The 18,374-nt window shown below is 49.2% G+C and carries 20 protein-coding genes and 1 tRNA gene; 13 read left to right on the forward strand and 8 right to left on the reverse strand.

What is annotated here, in order from left to right; all coding sequences use genetic code 11:
- Positions 1–5: 5 nt before the first annotated feature.
- The 8 genes from IEW74_RS04720 (at position 6) to IEW74_RS04755 (ending at position 7,398) form a co-directional block, all read left to right on the forward strand.
- On the forward strand, positions 6–779 hold the full coding sequence (locus tag IEW74_RS04720; RefSeq protein ID WP_188662172.1) for an MlaE family ABC transporter permease: 774 nt from the start codon (positions 6–8) through the stop codon (positions 777–779).
- Positions 776–1,549 carry an ABC transporter ATP-binding protein gene (locus IEW74_RS04725; protein WP_188662174.1) on the forward strand — a complete coding sequence of 258 codons (774 nt, stop codon included), beginning with the start codon at positions 776–778 and terminating at the stop codon, positions 1,547–1,549. The genes IEW74_RS04720 and IEW74_RS04725 overlap by 4 nt, the downstream gene beginning before the upstream one ends.
- Entirely contained in the window at positions 1,518–2,159 is a 642-nt protein-coding gene (locus tag IEW74_RS04730) for a hypothetical protein (RefSeq protein ID WP_188662176.1), read from the forward strand. Before IEW74_RS04725 ends, IEW74_RS04730 begins: the two co-directional genes overlap by 32 nt.
- A gap of 47 nt (positions 2,160–2,206) precedes the next feature.
- Positions 2,207–3,013 carry a substrate-binding periplasmic protein gene (locus IEW74_RS04735; RefSeq protein WP_188662178.1) on the forward strand — a complete coding sequence of 269 codons (807 nt, stop codon included), beginning with the start codon at positions 2,207–2,209 and terminating at the stop codon, positions 3,011–3,013.
- A 73-nt stretch (positions 3,014–3,086) separates the two neighbouring features.
- Positions 3,087–4,472, forward strand: a complete 1,386-nt coding sequence (radA, locus tag IEW74_RS04740) for a DNA repair protein RadA (RefSeq protein ID WP_188662180.1) — start codon at positions 3,087–3,089, stop codon at positions 4,470–4,472.
- A 27-nt stretch (positions 4,473–4,499) separates the two neighbouring features.
- Positions 4,500–5,177 carry a CvpA family protein gene (locus tag IEW74_RS04745; protein ID WP_188662182.1) on the forward strand — a complete coding sequence of 226 codons (678 nt, stop codon included), beginning with the start codon at positions 4,500–4,502 and terminating at the stop codon, positions 5,175–5,177.
- Between the two features lie 40 nt (positions 5,178–5,217).
- Complete coding sequence (gene purF, locus IEW74_RS04750; RefSeq protein ID WP_188662367.1) at positions 5,218–6,684, forward strand: amidophosphoribosyltransferase; 1,467 nt, start codon at positions 5,218–5,220, stop codon at positions 6,682–6,684.
- A gap of 3 nt (positions 6,685–6,687) precedes the next feature.
- The gene (locus IEW74_RS04755) at positions 6,688–7,398 is read left to right on the forward strand and encodes an SDR family NAD(P)-dependent oxidoreductase (protein ID WP_188662184.1); all 711 of its coding nucleotides are present in this window, start codon (positions 6,688–6,690) and stop codon (positions 7,396–7,398) included.
- 59 nt (positions 7,399–7,457) lie between these two features.
- On the opposite strand, the gene IEW74_RS04760 is transcribed toward IEW74_RS04755, so the two are convergent.
- Both IEW74_RS04760 and IEW74_RS04765 read right to left on the reverse strand, forming a co-directional pair.
- Entirely contained in the window at positions 7,458–7,733 is a 276-nt protein-coding gene (locus tag IEW74_RS04760; RefSeq protein WP_188662186.1) for a hypothetical protein, read from the reverse strand.
- A 181-nt stretch (positions 7,734–7,914) separates the two neighbouring features.
- Positions 7,915–8,676, reverse strand: coding sequence for a FadR/GntR family transcriptional regulator (locus IEW74_RS04765; protein WP_188662188.1), 762 nt, complete (start codon positions 8,674–8,676; stop codon positions 7,915–7,917).
- Positions 8,677–8,802: 126 nt separating this feature from the next.
- Between IEW74_RS04765 and IEW74_RS04770 the strand changes: the two genes are divergently transcribed.
- Together IEW74_RS04770 and IEW74_RS04775 are read left to right on the forward strand one after the other, a co-directional pair.
- Positions 8,803–9,615, forward strand: coding sequence for an N-formylglutamate amidohydrolase (locus IEW74_RS04770; protein ID WP_188662190.1), 813 nt, complete (start codon positions 8,803–8,805; stop codon positions 9,613–9,615).
- Positions 9,616–9,623: 8 nt separating this feature from the next.
- A complete protein-coding gene (locus tag IEW74_RS04775; protein WP_188662194.1) occupies positions 9,624–10,760 on the forward strand; it encodes a carboxylate-amine ligase in 1,137 nt (378 codons plus the stop codon).
- Between the two features lie 7 nt (positions 10,761–10,767).
- On the opposite strand, the gene IEW74_RS04780 is transcribed toward IEW74_RS04775, so the two are convergent.
- The 3 genes from IEW74_RS04780 to IEW74_RS04790 form a co-directional block, all read right to left on the reverse strand.
- Positions 10,768–11,250, reverse strand: coding sequence for an RrF2 family transcriptional regulator (locus IEW74_RS04780; protein ID WP_188662196.1), 483 nt, complete (start codon positions 11,248–11,250; stop codon positions 10,768–10,770).
- Positions 11,251–11,357: 107 nt separating this feature from the next.
- Complete coding sequence (locus tag IEW74_RS04785; protein ID WP_188662198.1) at positions 11,358–11,840, reverse strand: carboxymuconolactone decarboxylase family protein; 483 nt, start codon at positions 11,838–11,840, stop codon at positions 11,358–11,360.
- Positions 11,841–12,171: 331 nt separating this feature from the next.
- On the reverse strand, positions 12,172–13,257 hold the full coding sequence (locus tag IEW74_RS04790; protein ID WP_188662200.1) for a response regulator: 1,086 nt from the start codon (positions 13,255–13,257) through the stop codon (positions 12,172–12,174).
- 207 nt (positions 13,258–13,464) lie between these two features.
- On the opposite strand from IEW74_RS04790, the gene IEW74_RS04795 reads away from it, so the two are divergent.
- Entirely contained in the window at positions 13,465–13,710 is a 246-nt protein-coding gene (locus IEW74_RS04795) for a DUF2312 domain-containing protein (protein ID WP_188662202.1), read from the forward strand.
- A gap of 59 nt (positions 13,711–13,769) precedes the next feature.
- On the opposite strand, the gene IEW74_RS04800 is transcribed toward IEW74_RS04795, so the two are convergent.
- The 3 genes from IEW74_RS04800 to IEW74_RS04810 all read right to left on the reverse strand — a co-directional run bounded on the left by IEW74_RS04800 (position 13,770) and on the right by IEW74_RS04810 (position 15,169).
- Complete coding sequence (locus tag IEW74_RS04800; protein WP_188662205.1) at positions 13,770–14,705, reverse strand: proline dehydrogenase family protein; 936 nt, start codon at positions 14,703–14,705, stop codon at positions 13,770–13,772.
- A 152-nt stretch (positions 14,706–14,857) separates the two neighbouring features.
- Positions 14,858–14,983, reverse strand: coding sequence for a type B 50S ribosomal protein L36 (ykgO, locus tag IEW74_RS04805; protein WP_069189558.1), 126 nt, complete (start codon positions 14,981–14,983; stop codon positions 14,858–14,860).
- A 109-nt stretch (positions 14,984–15,092) separates the two neighbouring features.
- Positions 15,093–15,169: transfer RNA gene (locus IEW74_RS04810), tRNA-Val, on the reverse strand.
- A gap of 201 nt (positions 15,170–15,370) precedes the next feature.
- Here IEW74_RS04810 and IEW74_RS04815 point away from each other — a divergent pair.
- Positions 15,371–16,273, forward strand: a complete 903-nt coding sequence (locus IEW74_RS04815; protein ID WP_188662207.1) for an N-formylglutamate amidohydrolase — start codon at positions 15,371–15,373, stop codon at positions 16,271–16,273.
- Between the two features lie 157 nt (positions 16,274–16,430).
- Positions 16,431–18,008, forward strand: a complete 1,578-nt coding sequence (locus IEW74_RS04820) for an alkaline phosphatase (RefSeq protein WP_188662209.1) — start codon at positions 16,431–16,433, stop codon at positions 18,006–18,008.
- The last annotated feature ends 366 nt before the right edge of the window (positions 18,009–18,374 follow it).

Consider the following 18,374-nt stretch of genomic DNA (forward strand, 5'->3'; position numbering starts at 1 on the left):
AAAAAATGAATTTTCTTCAGCCTATCGGGCATTATGTTCTGAAATTTTTTGGCTCGGTCGGTCGTCTGGTTCTGTTTACCCTGACCGCCCTGTCCCACTGTATCCGCCCGCCATTCTATCCGCGCGCCATTCTGCGCCAGATGATTGAAATCGGCTATTTCTCTCTGCCTGTCGTCGGGCTGACAACTGTCTTTGCCGGAATGGTCCTTGCCCTGCAAAGCTACACCGGCTTTTCCCGTTTTTCTGCCGAAGGTGCGATTGCCAATGTGGTGGTTCTTTCCATCACCCGCGAACTTGGCCCTGTACTGGCAGGTCTGATGGTCACAGGGCGGATCGGTGCCTCAATGGCTGCTGAACTGGGCACCATGCGTGTCACAGAACAGGTTGATGCCTTGACCACCCTGTCCACCAACCCGTTCAAATATCTGGTTGTGCCCCGCATTCTGGCAGGGATCACCATGTTACCGATTTTGGTCTTGATCGGTGATATCATCGGCGTGTTGGGCGGATATCTGGTTGCCGTTTATCAATTGGGCTTCAATGCTTCCAACTACATCCAGTCCACATGGGAATTTATGGAAAATATGGATGTGGTCTCCGGTCTGGTGAAAGCGGCTGTCTTCGGCTTTATCATTACCCTGATGGGCTGCTATCACGGTTATACCTCCAAGGGCGGCGCGCAAGGCGTCGGCAAGGCGACGACGGATGCGGTGGTTTCCGCCTCCATCCTCATCCTGTGTTTCAATTATCTTCTCACCATGATGTTTTTTGACAAATGAGCGATATTCCAAAAATCCGCCTGCGCAATGTGCATAAAGCCTTCGGCCCCAAAACCGTTTTAAACGGCCTTGATCTGGATGTGATGCCCGGTGAATCCGTTGTTATTATCGGCGGGTCCGGAACCGGGAAATCCGTCACATTGAAATGTACGCTTGGCCTGATGGAACCGGACAGCGGCACCATCGAAGTCGATGGTGAAAACGTTGTTGGTTTGGGCTCGCGTGATCGCGAACGCATCAATCACAAATTTTCCATGCTGTTTCAAGGCGGTGCGTTATTTGACTCCCTACCCGTCTGGGAAAATGTCGCCTTTGGCCCCATTGCCGACAAGACCATCACACGCAAACAAGGCAAGGAACTCGCCATTGAAAAACTTGCCCAGGTTGGCATGCCGGCTGAGGTTGCCGATCTTTATCCCAGCGAATTGTCCGGTGGCATGCAAAAACGGGTTGGTCTGGCGCGTGCCATTGCCGGCGATCCTGAAATTATCTTTTTTGACGAACCCACAACCGGGCTGGACCCGATCATGGCCGATGTCATCAATGACCTGATTGTCAAGGTCACGCGTGAGTTAGGGTCCACGGGCCTGTCCATCACACATGACATGGCAAGTGCACGCAAAATTGCAGATCGTATCGCCATGCTTTATCAAGGGAAGATCATTTGGCAAGGCCCGGCTGACAGCATTGATCATTGCGATAACCCCTATGTTCAGCAATTCATCAATGGGCGTGCCGATGGTCCCATTGAAATGGCGGTTCGAAAGTAACATCATGCGCCGCTTCCTGATTGCTTCGTCTTTCCTTCTTCTCTTGAGCGGATGCTTAAACAGTTATCCCTTGGGAATGAGCGAAGAAGAATGGATGCGTTTAAATCCCGATCAGCAATTTCAGGCCCGCCGTCAACAGGCCGAGATTGATGAACAAAAACGCATGGAACGCGAAGCCCGCGCCGAAGCAGAACGTTTACGTCAAACAATGGAAGAACAAGCCTATCAGGACCGCATCGATTACAAGTATCGCCATGCCCGGTACGGCGATGTCATTCAGTGCGTTCTGGAAAAGGCCGTCATTGATTTCAAACCCGGCTGGCGCGATGGCGAACCTGTCGGTTTCACCTTGGTGCGCGGTGAAGGTAAGCTGATTGATATACACTCTTCTGCCCGCGACCGAAAGACAGCATCCCTGTGGGTCGGCCTAGACGATAATGGAATGACCCTGAGCCTTTGTCGCAAAGAACCAACCGGGTATAGTCGCAATAACAAATCCTGCACCGACATTGTTGCAACAACCCATCAATATCGCCGTGGACTGCATTACTCATTTGATCATAACGATATGCGGGGCAACCTTTATTGCACACTGTCCTATACGAGGTAAGCACCATTAATAAACATACCGCCAAGAAAATAGCTTAGGACCAAATTATGTTTGAACTTATAAGGAAAGTCTGTTGTTGCTTGCAAAAAGAGGGACACCCCCTTCCTTTTTTGTTTATTTTCCTTGTGTTAAGCTCGCAGGTAAGTGCAAAAGATATTGAAGTTCGCGTTGGTTTTTCACATTTCCCGCCTTGGCAAACCTCCGAAGGGAAAAACTGGACAGGTGGGCTGGACAAGCTCATTCTCGACAAGCTGGTCGTTGAGCTCGAGAAAAAACACGATATTCACCTGAGGATTATTCCTAAAAAATGCCCGCTGAAACGCTGCCTGCGTGAATTACAAATGGGCGCACTTGATCTGAAAACAGGATTGCTCAAACAGGGAAACCGCGAAGAATATCTTGCTTTTATCGAACCGCCATACCAGTCCCATACCAATAAAGTTATCTATTACAATCCGGCCCGTATGAACGATATCAAACGTATCTCGGACCTGTATGGATATCGTATCGGCGTTGCACGCGGAGCCACGACATTCCCGGAATTTGATCAGGACACCCGAATACAAAAGATCCCGATCAATGGAACATCAAATGGCCTGAAACTTGTCTGCGTTAATCGTCTGGATGCTTTTGTCGGGACAGAACTGGTTATGGATTATATCCTTTCCAAGAAAGAAAATTGTACACATTTGCGCAAGACCTCATTGATCTATAAATCACAAACGGCGGGATATTTTGCAATCTCGAAACTTTCGCCCCTTGTTGAAATTTTACCGCAACTCAACAACACAATGGACCAACTTGTGAAAAGTGGTGAAATTGATCAATTGGTTGAAACCTTCAAACGTAAGTAATTCCCTCTTTCCTCCGCACCTGCGCTATGCCATAAACAGTATTCTAATTTCGGCGATAAGGCTTTCTTCTTAAATGGCAAAATCCAAAACATCTTTTGTCTGTCAGTCCTGCGGGGCGTCTTACAATAAATGGCAGGGACAATGTACCTCCTGTAATGAATGGAATACCCTGTCCGAAGAGGCCGTCCCGGAAAGCATCCCCAAGGGAATGGGCACCGTCAAAGGGCGTAAAATCGATTTCGTCAGTCTGGACGGGGAAGAAAAAACACCGCCGCGCCGTATCACAGGTATCAGTGAATTTGACCGTGTGTGCGGGGGCGGCCTTGTCCCCGGTTCCGTGATTTTGGTCGGGGGTGATCCGGGGATCGGAAAATCCACCATTTTGCTGCAAGTCATGGCATCTCTATCCAAAGAGTACAATGCCGCCTATATTTCTGGTGAAGAAGCCATCGATCAGGTTCGTTTGCGTGCCCGGCGCCTCGGCCATGAAAAATCCAAGGTCAAGCTGGCTTCTGCAACCAATGTGCGCAACATCCTGACCACCCTGGAAGATGAAAAACCCGATGTGGTGGTCATTGATTCCATTCAGACCCTTTATATCGACACACTGGACAGCGCACCGGGAACGGTCTCGCAAGTCAGATCATCCGCCAATGAATTGATCCGTCATGCCAAACGACAGGGGTTTGTGCTGTTTCTTGTTGGTCATGTCACCAAAGAAGGGACAATCGCCGGTCCACGCGTGCTGGAACATATGGTAGATACGGTGCTTTATTTCGAAGGGGATCGCGGACACCAGTTCCGCATTTTGCGCGGTGTTAAAAACCGTTTTGGCGCAACGGACGAAATCGGTGTGTTTGAAATGACCGAAGGCGGCTTGCAGGAAGTCCCCAATCCATCTGCCCTGTTCCTGTCCGACCGCAAAGGTGATGTCACCGGATCTTGTGTTTTTGCCGGGATCGAAGGATCACGTCCGATGTTAGTCGAGGTTCAAGCCCTGCTGTCCCCGTCCGCCCTTGCCACGCCTCGACGCGCCGTTGTCGGCTGGGACAGTTCGCGCCTTGCCATGATCATGGCGGTGTTTGATACCCGTTGCGGCCTTGGCATGGGTGGCAATGATGTCTATCTTAATATTGCCGGCGGATTGAAAATTGCCGAACCCGCCGCAGATTTGGCCGTGGCAGCGGCACTTGCATCTTCCCTAAGCGGGGTTGCGGTGCCGCAAGAAACGGTTATTTTCGGTGAAATCGGTCTATCCGGTGAAGTCCGCGCCGTTGGACAAATGGAATCGCGCCTGAAAGAGGCGGCAAAACTGGGCTTTACACGCGCCATCATCCCGGAACGACAAAAACGCACTAAAAAAGATAAAGATAAAGGCCTGAAAGATAGTGGCCTTGAAGTTTGGGAGATCGGACACGTACAAGAACTGTTGTCTTTCTTCCCGATGAAGGATAAATAGACCCAAAGGAAAATGGAGCCTTATTGAATGGAAAACCTGCCCATCAGTATCACGGACATTGTTGTCTTTGTGATTCTGCTTTTGTCTGGACTGTTGGCACTGTCGCGCGGATTTGTTCACGAAGTTCTTTCCATCGGTTCCTGGGTTGGTGCGGCCTTTGGTGCGCTTTATGGTTTTCCGTATGTTCGCCCTTATGTACGCGACCTGATCCAAACTGAATTTATTGCCGATATTGTCGCCGGGGCAGGCACCTTTATCATTGCCTTGATTGTCCTGACCATTGTCACCAAACTGGTGGCAGAACAGGTTCAAGGCAGTGCCCTAAACCCGTTGGATCGCAGCCTCGGATTTGTTTTTGGATTGTTGCGCGGCGTGATTATCGTTTGTCTGCTTTACGGGGCAATCGAATGGATGCTGCCGGCCGACAAACAACCCAACTGGATGCGGGACGCAAAAACCATGCCCCTGATCGAGCAAGGCACGTCCTTCTTAAAGGGACTGGTTCCCAGCGATACAGCAGACGAAATTAAGAAAAAAGCGGATGATACCCGCGATAAAACCAATAACGCGATCGAACTGCAAAAAACCTTCGAAAAAATACTGACCCCGAACGCGAAATCGGATACAACCCCACCCACGGACCCACAAGGATATGACCAACAGGAACGCAACAATCTGGACCGTCTTATCCGCAACGCCCAATAGGGCCTTTGACGAGCATCGAGAAGCCATGACCGATATCGACCTGATGAGCACCAACCCTTTCGACGACGACAAGCTCCATGAGGAATGCGGCGTCTTCGGTATTTACGACCATAAAGACGCTGCCGCGCACGCTGCCCTTGGCCTGCACGCCCTGCAACACCGAGGTCAAGAAGCCTGCGGTATCTTTTCTTTTGATGGTCAACAGTTCCATTCCCACAAAGGTATGGGACTGGTCGGAGATAACTTCTCTGAAAGTGCGGTGATTGACCAGCTTAAGGGGAACACAGCCATTGGCCATGTGCGCTACGCCACAACCGGCGGCACGGTCTTGCGCAACGTTCAACCCCTGTTTGCGGAATTCGAATTCGGCGGTCTTGCGATTGCCCATAACGGCAACCTGACCAATACACAGGCCGTGCGCCGCACCTTGGTACGCCGGGGTTGTATTTTCCAATCCGATATGGACACCGAAGTCATTGTCCATCTTGTCGCCGTCAGCCTTTATGCAACGGTGGAAGATCGTATCATTGATGCGCTGCGCCAAATCGAAGGGGCCTATTCCCTTGTGGCGATGACCAAAGACAGCATGATCGGTGTGCGCGACCCCAACGGTGTGCGCCCGCTTGCCATCGGGAAATTGGACGATACCTATATTATCGCCTCTGAATCCTGCGCCTTTGACATTATTGGTGCCGATTTTGTACGCGATGTGGAACCGGGCGAAGTCGTCATCATCAATAAAGACGGCATTCAGTCTATCAAACCGTTTGGCCCGCAAAAAGGTCGCTTCTGTGTCTTTGAATATATCTATTTTGCCCGTCCAGATTCCTTGATTGAAAACCGCAGCGTTTACGAAGTTCGTAAAGCCATCGGCGCAGAACTGGCCCGTGAAAGCGGTGTCGATGTCGATATGGTCGTTCCTGTCCCCGATTCCGGTGTACCATCGGCCATCGGTTATGCCGCAGAAGCCAATGTTGCGTTTGAACTGGGCATTATCCGTAACCATTATGTCGGGCGGACCTTTATCGAACCGACTCAGGAAATCCGTCACTTGGGTGTACGGATGAAACACAATGCCAACCTTGCCTCCGTTAAGGGTAAACGCATTGTTCTGGTCGATGATTCCATCGTGCGCGGCACCACATCAAAGAAAATTGTCGATATGATGCGCCATGCCGGGGCCGCCGAAGTTCATATGCGGATTTCCAGCCCGCCAACTGCATGGCCTTGTTTCTATGGTATCGACACACCGCGCCGTGAAAAATTGCTGGCCGGTCAATATAATGTGGAAGAAATGGCAAAAATCATCGGCGCAGACAGCCTTGCCTTTATTTCCATCGACGGTATGTACCGCGCGGTTGGCGAAGCCAAACGCAACAATGACAGTCCGCAGTTCTGCGATGCCTGTTTCACCGGGGAATATCCGACCCGTCTGCAGGATCACGATGACGAGGTTGCCGACGACAAGCAGCCTTCCCTTCCCCTGCTGGCTGAGAAAGGCAAATAAACAATGGCAAAAGCATTAGAAGGCCGCATTGCGGTTATCACCGGGGCATCGCGCGGCATTGGTCGCGCCGTTGCCTTGCGATATGCGGCTGAAGGGGCGCATGTGATTTTGATTGCCCGCACCATTGCCGCCTTGGAAGAAGTCGATGATGAAATTCAGGCCTTGGGCGGAAAAGCGACATTGGTTCCCATGAACCTGCGCGACTTTGATAAAATCGACCAGATGGGCCAAGCCCTTTATGATCGTTTTGGCAAAATCGACATTTTGGTCGGCAATGCAGGCTTTTTAGGTGACCTCACGCCTATGTCCCATTTGAAAGTCAAAATGTGGAACGAGGTTATGGATACCAATGTGACGGCGAATTTCCGTCTCATTCGTTCTATGGAACCCTTATTGAAACAATCCGATGCCGGGCGCGCCATCTTCCTGTCCAGCGGCACAACCAAAGCGCCACGGGCCTATTGGGCGGCTTATGCCGTTTCCAAGGCTGCGCTTGAAAATATGGTACAGACCTGGTCTATGGAGCTTAATAAAACCAATATCAAAGCCAACCTGATTGATCCCGGTGCCACCCGCACCCGCATGCGCGCGCAAGCCTACCCCGGCGAAAACCCGGACAGCCTGAAATCACCGGAAGTCCTGACAGACCTGTTCGTCGAACTTGCCCTTCCCACCTGTGACAAACAAGGTGAAGTGGTTCGTTACGAAGCATAAAGGCTTTTATTTTATAAGATTGCGAGGACACCCTGATCCATGATCGGGGTGTTTTCATTTCAATGCGCGTTTTTACCTTCGTCCACGCTGTCGAGCAGGCTTTCGAAATCGCTGGCGACCGCAAGGCCCCATTCATCCACACATTTGGCAAGATAGCCCTGACCTTCTTTTTTGGTCATACGCACTGTTTTCTTATCCTGACCGCCAATGTCGAGGCTTAAGATATCCAAACCGTCACGATTGGTGACACGCACCCACTGTAACCAGTTTTTATTTTGTTCAAACCGGGCTTGAAACAAGGCCAGTTCTTCGTCCGTAAACATGAGTTTCGCCATGTTTAACCCTCCTGTAAAACAGTCAGATTTCGAAACTCCCCTTGGTGTACGACAGCTTTCTTTTATGATGGCTCTATTGTCCATTGCTGCACCGCATAAATATATGTTGCACCGCAACAATAATCAAGCCTAAAAAAAGAGGCTCTCGCATAAAGCCTCTTTTTTCAACGTTCTGAATGCGTTATTGATCGATTTTACTGACCTCGGAATTCAAGCGTTCGCGCTCATTCTCATAGGAATCGAGTACCCAACTCAAATGCGACCGCATCGCCACTTTGGCTGCCAAACCATCGCGTGATTTAATGGCTTCCAACACATCTTTATGCTGGGCAAGGGCCAAACCATCCTCTGCCGGTTCCTGAAACAGGTCATATTGGTGAAATTCAAGACTGGAGGCAATGATATCGCGGATGACATCCATGATATGCATATAAACCGCACTGCCGGACGCACGCGCCAACATATAATGGAAATTAAACTCCTGCGAAGCTTTGTCTTTTGGGGCGGCAGAACCTTTTTGCTGGCGCTGTTTTTCCAAGGCATTGCTTAAATCGGCAATCTGATCATCCGTTGCCCGTTCCGCAGCACGCCGCGCAGCCCAGACTTCCAATAAGGCGCGAATTTCAGCCAGATCATGCAGGTTTTGTTCTTTTACTTTTGCCAGTTCACCCAACGGTGATGACATATCACCCGCAGCAGCCAGAATGCGCGTCCCGCCACCTTGTACGGCTTCCAGAAAACCTTGTGCTTTCAAACTTTGCAAGGCCGCACGCACCGATACCCGACTAACCCCCATTTTTTCAGCAAGTTGTCGTTCCCCCGGCAAGCGTTCCCCCGGAGACAAATCACCATCGGCAATCATAGCCATAATACGGGCAGCAACACGATCGGACAGCAGGCCGCTTTTTGCCTTTGCACTACCTGAATTCGATTTCTCCTCCATGACTTTCTCCTTTATCTATTCCCCATAGGCCCTATATATACCGACTTTCGCGCAGAAAGCAAAAGAACAGTCAATTCACCGAACAATATTTATGAGTTTACAGCACTGTCCTGTATAGTTGGAAAAATGAAGAACGAAAATGACATTACCTTCGAGCCGCTTCTCGGCGCGCACGATCCGAGCCCTTATGAAATCCTCAATCAGGATAGTGATACGCCCTTGTTGCTGATCTGCGATCATGCCAGCAACCGTATTCCTGAAAAGCTGGATAATATGGGACTAAGTGAAAAAGAACTGAGTTACCACATTGCCCTTGATATCGGTGCGGCCGGTGTCACACGTGCGATGTCTGAAAAACTAAATGCACCGGCTGTGCTTTGTAACTATTCCCGTCTTGTGATCGATTGTAACCGCCAACCCGGTGACCCGTCCTCCATCCCGGAAATCAGTGATGGGATCACGGTGCCTGCCAACCATTGCCTGAGCGAAAGCCAACAAGTCGAGCGCAGCGAAGCCGTCTTCTGGCCCTATCACCATGCCATTACCGAAACGGGTGCCCATCTGTGGCGAAAAGGCACACCGCCTGCCTTGTTTTCCATTCACAGCTTCACCCCGGAATTAATGTCACGCGCAGAAGAGCGCCCGTGGCATATCGCCATTCTTTGGAAACGCGATCCCCGCCTTGCCAGTCCGTTGATTGAAATTCTAAGCCGCGAAACAGGCTTGATTGTCGGGGACAATGTCCCTTATTCCGGTTGGGAAGATGCCTATTCCATCGATTTACACGGCGCGGCCCCCGGCTTGCCTTACTGTGCCATCGAATTGCGACAGGATTTAATCGACACACCCAAGAAACAACAGGAATGGGGCGATATCTTAAGTAACGCCCTCTTGGAAATTTTTAAAGATCGTTCCATTTTCAACGTTAAACATTACTGAGGCAACTGATGTCCGTTCGTGAACCCAGCTGGACCATTGGCATAGAAGAAGAATATCTGATGGTCGATTGTGAGACAGGTAATCTTGCGACCCGGTCACTGGATGATCTCATGGCCGCTTTGCAAACAGACTTAAAAGATCTGGTGCGACCTGAATTCCTGCAATCCCAAGTCGAAGTCGGCACGCGTGTCTGCAAAGATGTCAAAGAAGCCCGCGCCCAATTGGCATGGCTTCGTCAAAGTGTTGCCGATATCGGACAAAAATTTGGTGTCGCCCCCATTGCAGCCTCAACCCATCCCCATGCGGAATGGGGGGAACAAACCCATACGGACGCCGAACGTTACCACACCTTTGCCCAAGATATGCAGGCGGTCGTGCGCCGTTTAATTATTTCCGGCATGCATGTCCATGTGGGGATCGATGATGATGATTTGCGCATCGACCTGATGAATCAGGTATCTTATTTCCTGCCGCATCTTTTGTGTCTCAGCACCTCATCCCCCATGTGGCGGGGCCATGATACGGGTTTAAAATGTTATCGTCTCAGCGTGTTTGACGAACTGCCGCGCACAGGATTGCCGGAACTGTTTGACAGTTACAGTGAATATCAAAAACATGTCGATGCGCTGATCAACGTTGGGATAATCAAGGATGCAACCATGCTGTGGTGGGACGTACGCCCGGCCGTAAAATTCCCCACACTGGAAATGCGCATCACCGATGTTTGCACCACATTGGATGATGCCATTGCTATTGCCTGTCTTTTCCAATGCCTGTTGCGCATGCTCTATCGCCTGCGCCGCAATAACCAACGCTGGCGCACCTATCGTACAATGTTAATCGATGAAAATCGCTGGCGGGCCCAGCGCTACGGATTGGATGAAGGGCTGGTGGATTTTGGTAAAGGGACTTTGGTTGATTTCAAAGATCTTTTGGAAGAATTGATAGAAATGCTCAAAGACGATGCCGAAGCCCTCAATTGCACAGAAGAATTGCATAGTTTGCGCGATATTCTGACACGGGGCACCAGTTCACATCGCCAGATAAAAGTCTTTAACCAAGCCAAGGAAGACGGTGCAGATGATCTGGAAGCCTGCCGGGCCGTTGCCCATTGGTTAAAAACCGAAACCGTGCGTGGATTATAAAAACGGCTTACTGTGACAGGAGCCATTTCGCACTTTTTTCCAGCTCTTCACGGGGGATATCGCGCAGCAAGGTCTGTTGTAAATCCATCAAGCTGACCTTTCGCAATTTATCGCGCCACGCTTCATCTGCCTCCCACATGACCCGTGCAATCGCACAAGGTTTGGCGGGCTGGCTTTTGTCTTCAAGACAGGGGTTATTCCCTCTGATCTCAGTACAGTTAAACGTATTACGCTGACCTTCCACAGCTTCGACAATATCCAGAAAACTGATTTCTTGGGCGGGGCGAGCCAGCCGATATCCCCCTTTTGGACCAAGCGTGCCTTCGACCAAACCAGCTTGCGAAACCGCTTGAAGGGCCTTGGACAAATATTCTTTCGGCACACCGTGGAACTCGGACAACGCTTTAGTGGAAATGCGTTTACCTTCCGGTAAGACGGCAATGACTGCACAACAATGTAACGCCCATTCCACTTGATTCTTTAAAATCATTGCTGTTTTCCCGTTTCCGATCAAAGACTCCTTCCTTGTACCTAATATTCAATGCAAAAGAAAGACGATCCCCATTTCGTTGGGGATCGTCCATTCCATAGAATGCGTTAAACCAAACCGGCCTTTGTCAAACCGAATGCCTCGTCCGCTGACCCCGGCGCAGCTTGGAAGGGGACAGCCAAGCGATTCCAGCTATTGATCGCCATAACCGCAAAGTTCAGATCACATAATTCTTTCTCTGAAAAATGTTTGCGTGCTTCGCCATAAAGGCTGTCAGAAATACCCTCGTCCGGTAATCGGGTTACTTCTTCCGCCCACGCCAAGGCGGCACGTTCGCGCTCCGTAAACAGCCCTGACTCTCGCCATGTACTCAAATGATATAAACGCAATTCGCGCTCACCCTGAATTTTGGCTTGCTTAACATGCATATCCAGACAAAACGCGCAGCCGTTTAACATGGAAACGCGAATATCCACGAGATGCAGCAAAGTTTGATCAATGGAGGTTTCCTGCTTGGTTGCCATAGAAAACGCCGCCATCTTTTCCAAAATTGCCGGAGAGGTTTCAAAATGATTCAGTCGATTAGACATAGGGGGGATCCTTTTAAATATTAATTACGGATATAATTTATCCTTAATTAATATCCTACTGTCAACCCTGCCTTTTTTCACAATCAAAATTTGAGTGATGAGTAAAAAAAGGCCGGAGAAACTTCCGACCTCAGATTGCTGACAAAGTGTTTTTAATAAATAAACCGTCTTCCCGCACTTGATGCGGGACCCAGTTAAATCAATAGATTAGATATCACTCATTGGACAAAGATGGATCCCCGATCAGAGTCGGGGATGACAATTTAGGGGCTTTGTCAATAACCTGAGGCCGGAGAAACCTCCGACTCTTTTCAATCAATTAAAATATTGTTTACCAGCCTTGATTCTGATCATCCACTTTCAGGATTTGTCCGGTTTTCTCTTTGACCGCTAACTGTAAACCTTGCAACAATTCACGGCCCAAGACACCGCCATCACCCATGATTTTTTCACGTAAAACAGCACGCATGGCATCAATATGGGCTTTGACCACTTCAACGGCCGCATCCGTTTCCTTACAGCCTTCCACCGTACATTCGTAGAGCATCTTGCCGAAAATTGAAATCAGCGGATAGCCAAAGGTCCCGCCTTGTCCCCGCAATTCGTGGGCAAGCAGGTTAATTTTATGGAAATGGTCCCCCCGTGCCCCCGGTGCCAGAAGGGCCTCGGTACAAAGGTTGGATAATTGAGACAGATATTCCAGTGCCCAATCATGGAAGCTTGCGGAAGACCGTTCCAATTCCTGTTCGGCCTGATCCAGCAGATCTTGTGGCAGGGAACCGCCACCTTTCATCCCCATCCCACCAACTTTATCTTTCAAACGGTTGGGAAGACGGAAATACCAGACACCGGAATCCGTTTTACCTTTTTTCTTTTCACCGGAATAAACGATTGTAATATCGTCATCCGTGGTTTCGCGCCGCTCCACATTATTGGGTGCGGGTTCATTACGGCGACGACGATCCGGTCCATGATAGTTATGTGTTGTGACAAACTGGCGCGGAAAGTCGATCAACTCCATCAAGCGCTTATAAACACTATCTACGGAAAAAGGCTTGGCGAGAAATTCCGACACGCCCATATCCCGGGCCGCATTGACATAATCGTTATCAGCCGCCCCACTCATCATAATAAAAGGCATAAACCGATTGGGCGATTCTTTTGCAGCACGTACCCAGCGCAACAACAACAAACCGTTTGCCGGTGACATGATTAAATCGGAAATAATCAGGTCCACACCACCCGGATTGTTTGGTCCCCCTGCCGACTTCAGAAAGTCAATCGCCTGCACCCCGTTTTCACAGGTGACGAGCTTGCGAATTTCAAATGAGCGCAATAGATTCGCCATTGTATCGCGCACAAATGCATTGTCTTCCACCAACATGACGGAAAGGCGTTCAAGATGATAACGAGCCACTGGACTTCAACCCCGTTTTGTTTTCCTTATCTCGTTTGATTGATTGCACAAAATCCAAGCCTGACGCAAGCGAAAGAGGTCGGTTCACAGCCCGAATAGCGATTTTTTTTATCCTTTCGTATATGTCGAACAAACTTGCATGTCGCAAGCGAGCTGTTTATCTTCGCCTCAACAGATTTATTACACAGACCAACAAGGGATCAAATTATGGCTGAAGTCGGCGGAATTGCAGGCGATCACCTGCGCTCTTTCATTGAACGGATCGAACGCCTTGAAGAAGAAAAAGCGGCCCTCGCCGCCGATATCAAGGATGTTTATGCAGAAGCCAAAGGAACAGGATTCGACGTTAAAATTATGCGTCAACTTGTCCGCCTGCGCAAAATGGAAGACCATGATCGCACGGAACAAGAAGAGATTCTGGATCTTTATAAACGCGCATTGGGTATGGAATAGCCTGTACCCAGACTAAAAAACAAAGGGCACAGTCTTTGACTTGTGCCCTTTTTTGCGTCTCAGCTCTCGCTGCGCTTCCTAAAATAAGGCCACCATTCCTTGCCGTAAGGAACCAGCACACGCACCTTATACCCATCATCACGCAATTTGCGTTTAAGCGTATTGTTCACCCCGTAAGGGATTTCAAACTCGAAGCTATCTGCGCTCCAACCTTCCAGATTGGCTATCATCATAATCTGTTCGGCCACCTGATTATCTTCCAGAGCAAAAACCGGAGTCACTTGCTGGATCATCGCATCTTCGGACAACAAGATACGCGCCAATTTCATATAATTATCCAGAATCAAATCTTCATATTCCAGAGAATTCGCATCGTGCACTTTAAAAGGATGCATGGACAGGCGAATATTGCCCCCTTGGGAAATGATCGCCTTCACATCGTTAATACTGCGCATCAAGCCTGCCGGAATGGTCACACAGACAGGAACGTCAGATCGGCTTATACCACCATATAACGCCAGCAAACGCTGCATCTGAATGCGTTCTGCGGCATGCAGGATAAGCATATTGCGTTCCCCCACACCGTGACCATCCCCATACCCTTGACGGTCCTCAACATCGCGCACCGCAATTCTTTTGCCAAACACTTGGGCTACTTGCCGACAATGGACCTCACCGCTTTTTCCTGATTTCAGATAACCCATTTCAGACGGCATCAAACTGAAACAGACTTCCAGACGTTCTTCATCCAAAATTTCCAACGTTTCAATCACCGTGGAAACATTTTCCTGAATAACCTCAATATCCTTCGACGCTTTACCCAGATGATGCAAACACACATGATACCCCATATCACGCAACTTTGCCGCCACTTCCACGGCTTCAACGCCTGTGGTGGCAGGGACAAGTTTTTTTGCAATCCCATGCATCAAAGGCGTATTTTGCGCCAGAAACCGAACAATAGAACTGCCTGCTATTTTTTTCTTCAAGCTCATAGGTTTATATAACTTTTTCCGCATTTCTCTGTATCAGGGTACGACCCCGTTTAGATTTGCGCAAGTCTGATCATAGCTTGAACGACAAAAAGCCGCATCCCAACCGGGTGCGGCTTTTTGTCGAAACGTCTTAATTAAAAGACCGTGTTAAATCAGCCCTGACGAGCCTTAAAACGCGGGTTCTTTTTATTAATAACATATACGCGGCCACGGCGGCGCACGACACGGCAGCCTTTTTCACGCAGCTTAGCGGATTTTAAAGAGTTGCGAACTTTCATAATCTCGTATCCTCAAACGCTTTGCCCATCTCCTCTGGATGAGCGGAGCCGGGAACATACGGAGATCACTGCGTTGAGTCAACAACAACAATCTCCAGATCGAAAAAAATGGTGGGTCGTACAAGATTTGAACTTGTGACCTCTGCCATGTCAAGGCAGCACTCTAACCAACTGAGCTAACGACCCATGTTTTACTCGCTCCCGATACGGCAACTGAAGGATTACCCCGGAAGCGAGAGCGCTTTTAATCCGACAAACCGTACAAAGCAACCCCTTTTTTTCGTTTTTTTATAGTTTTTGTTTTATTATTCTTACTTGCACCGTTTTTCTGGACGCGGTACTCAAACAATAGAGATATCATAGAATCGTAAGGAAATGGCGGAAATCATGGGCGCTTCCACAACAGAAGCATATGATCGTTTAGACGAGACAACAGGGGCCAAAGCATCCTTTACCATTCTGCATCCCAAAAAACAGACCGCCCCTGTCGTCTATGCTTCACCTCATAGCGGCTGTTATTACCCTCAGGATTTCATCGAATCATCTCTTTTGAACCCGACCGCGTTGCGCCGTTCCGAAGATGCTTTTATTGACGAAATCTACCAAGTCTGCACCAAATTCGGCAGCCCCTTGCTGAAGGCCGTCTATCCGCGCGCCTATATAGATGTCAATCGGGAACCATATGAACTGGACCCCGATATGTTCGATTCTCCCCTGCCATCATTCGTCAATACCGACTCACCACGCGCACAGGTCGGTTTGGGCACCATCGCCAAAATCGTGACGAACGGGGCCGATATCTATCGCAACAAATTGCATTTCCCCGTAATTGATGAACGTATCAAACGCCTGTACCACCCCTATCATGCCGCCTTGCGCCGCCTGATCGAAGAAACGCGGGAGCGGTTTGGCACCTGTTTATTGATTGACTGTCATTCCATGCCATCCGGTTCCCCCACACCGAACGGGGACTTTCAACGCATTGAGGCCGATATCATTTTAGGGGACCGTTTTGGTACCTCCTGTGACAGCTGGATTACAGAACGCACACAGCACCTGTTGGAAACACAAGGCTTCAGCGTGAAACGAAACCGCCCCTACGCCGGTGGATTTACCACACAGCATTACGGCGAGCCTGCCCGCCATATCCATGTTTTGCAAATCGAACTCAACCGCGCCCTTTATATGGACGAGGATCGCATCACCCCTTTACCACAATTACACGATGTCAAAAGGCGTTTACAGACTGCCATAGAAGACCTGAACGCTTTGGCCATAGCATCGTTGTAGAGACCTCACCTTCCCTTTTGTAATAAAAATCGCGGGCTTACACGGTTTTCTATAACTTGATAAAAAACCACATAAGCATCACAATCCTGTCATACAGCTCATGCTAGCCTTCACCTCTGTTTCTAATTTTCTAATTTAAATCCAGACAGAGGATAAAATGAAAACCTTTAAACGTGCCCTTATTGCGGCCACTTTTGCAGTTTCCTTGCCGACAATGGCACAGGCTGCCAACATTAAAAATGTTATCCTGATGATCGGTGATGGCATGGGGCCACAACAGGTCGGGCTTTTGGAAACCTATGCCCAATATGCCCCGAATTCCATCTATAAAGGGAAAAACACCGCTATTTATAAAGTCGCCGAAGAAGGTGTCATCGGGTCGTCTCTGACCAACCCGACAGATGCGATCGTTGTCGATTCCGCCTGTTCCGCCACGCAACTGGCAACCGGGATATACACCGGTGCAGAAGTTATCGGCATTGATGCAGACGGCAACCATGTTGAAACCATTCTGGAAAAAGCCAAACGTCTGGGCAAGGCAACCGGGATCATTTCCGATACGCGTCTCACACATGCGACACCCGCCGCCTTTGCCGCCCATCAGCCGCATCGTTCACTGGAAAACGACATTGCCGTTGATATGTTACATACAAATGTGGATGTCATGTTATCCGGCGGTATCCGCCATTTCATCCCGAAATCCACCAATGACAAGGGCGACGTTTACAATCAACTGGTGGAATTGACAGGTGGTTCCGTCAAACTGAAATCCAAACGCAAAGACGAACGCAACCTGTTGCAGGAAGCACAAAAAGCAGGCTATAGCCTCGCCTTTAACAAAGACCAATTGGCTCAGTCAAAAGGGGATAAAGTTCTCGGGTTGTTTGCTTATTCCGGTATGGCCGATGGTATTGAATACCGTCAGACAAAAAATAACGCCAAACGCACACAACCGACCTTGGCTGAAATGACACAAAAAGCCCTGAGCGTTCTGGAAAAAGACAAAGACGGTTTCTTCCTGATGGTCGAAGGCGGCCAGATTGATTGGGCCGGTCATTCCAACGATGCGGGCACCATGCTCAATGAAATGGTTAAATTCGACGAAGCCGTTGCCAGCGTCCATGACTGGGCGAAGGGCCGCGATGATACCTTGGTGATCATCACTGCTGACCATGAAACAGGTTCCTTTGGTTTCAGCTATTCTTCTGCCAACCTGCCCAAGGCACAGAAACGTCCGAGCAAAGCATTTGAAAACCACGACTACAAGCCAAACTTCAATTTCGGCAGCTTTGATATTCTGGACAGTCTTTATAACCAGAATATGAGCTATGGCACCCTGTTTTCCAAGTTCGGCAAACTTGATAAAAAAGACCAAACACCTGCCATATTTGCAAAAATGGTCAATGAGAGTTCCGATTTTGATATTACCGAACAACAGGCCGCACGCGTCCTGACGGATAAAGAAAACCCGTACCATGTAGAAGGCCACGGCTATCTAAAAGCCAAACAGGTTCCCGCCATCCACGATTTCGACGCCTACTTCCCCTATAATGACCGGGGCAACGTACTGGCGCGCGAACAGGCCACCCAACAAAACATCGTTTGGGGCACGGGTACTCATACAGCGGTTCCTGTCAATGTCTTTGCCTGGGGTCCGGCAGAAACCATCTTACCCGTTGCCAAGATCATGCATCACTCCGTTCTGGGGCAATATATGATCGATCAAATCAAATAAAGTGTCCAGCCGTTGAAAAGGGGAAGGTTTCTCTCAAAACCGAGAGGCCTTTCCTCTTTTTCCTATATCGCGGAAAAAGCAAAAGGCTCAACCCGTTTTGACTAAGCCTTTGAAATTCATTGGAACAATTGAAGGCGACATTACTCAAGGCGGTGCCAAATGATTAGACAGTCACCATCACCTAGTTGCCTCGCCCGATGGGTTGCCTAGGCTCAGTAAGATTTCAAAGGAAGGAGATGGCATGAATGACTTGTGAGCGGTCAAATATCTCGTTGCTGTATAGTTTTCGGGAGAAGCGGATAGGTTTCAGGGTGGATATGTCACGTAGGGCGATTGACCCTGTTGAGGAGATTAACTCGCACCTAT

The organism is Terasakiella brassicae, from assembly GCF_014641495.1.
Classification (GTDB): domain Bacteria; phylum Pseudomonadota; class Alphaproteobacteria; order Rhodospirillales; family Terasakiellaceae; genus Terasakiella; species Terasakiella brassicae.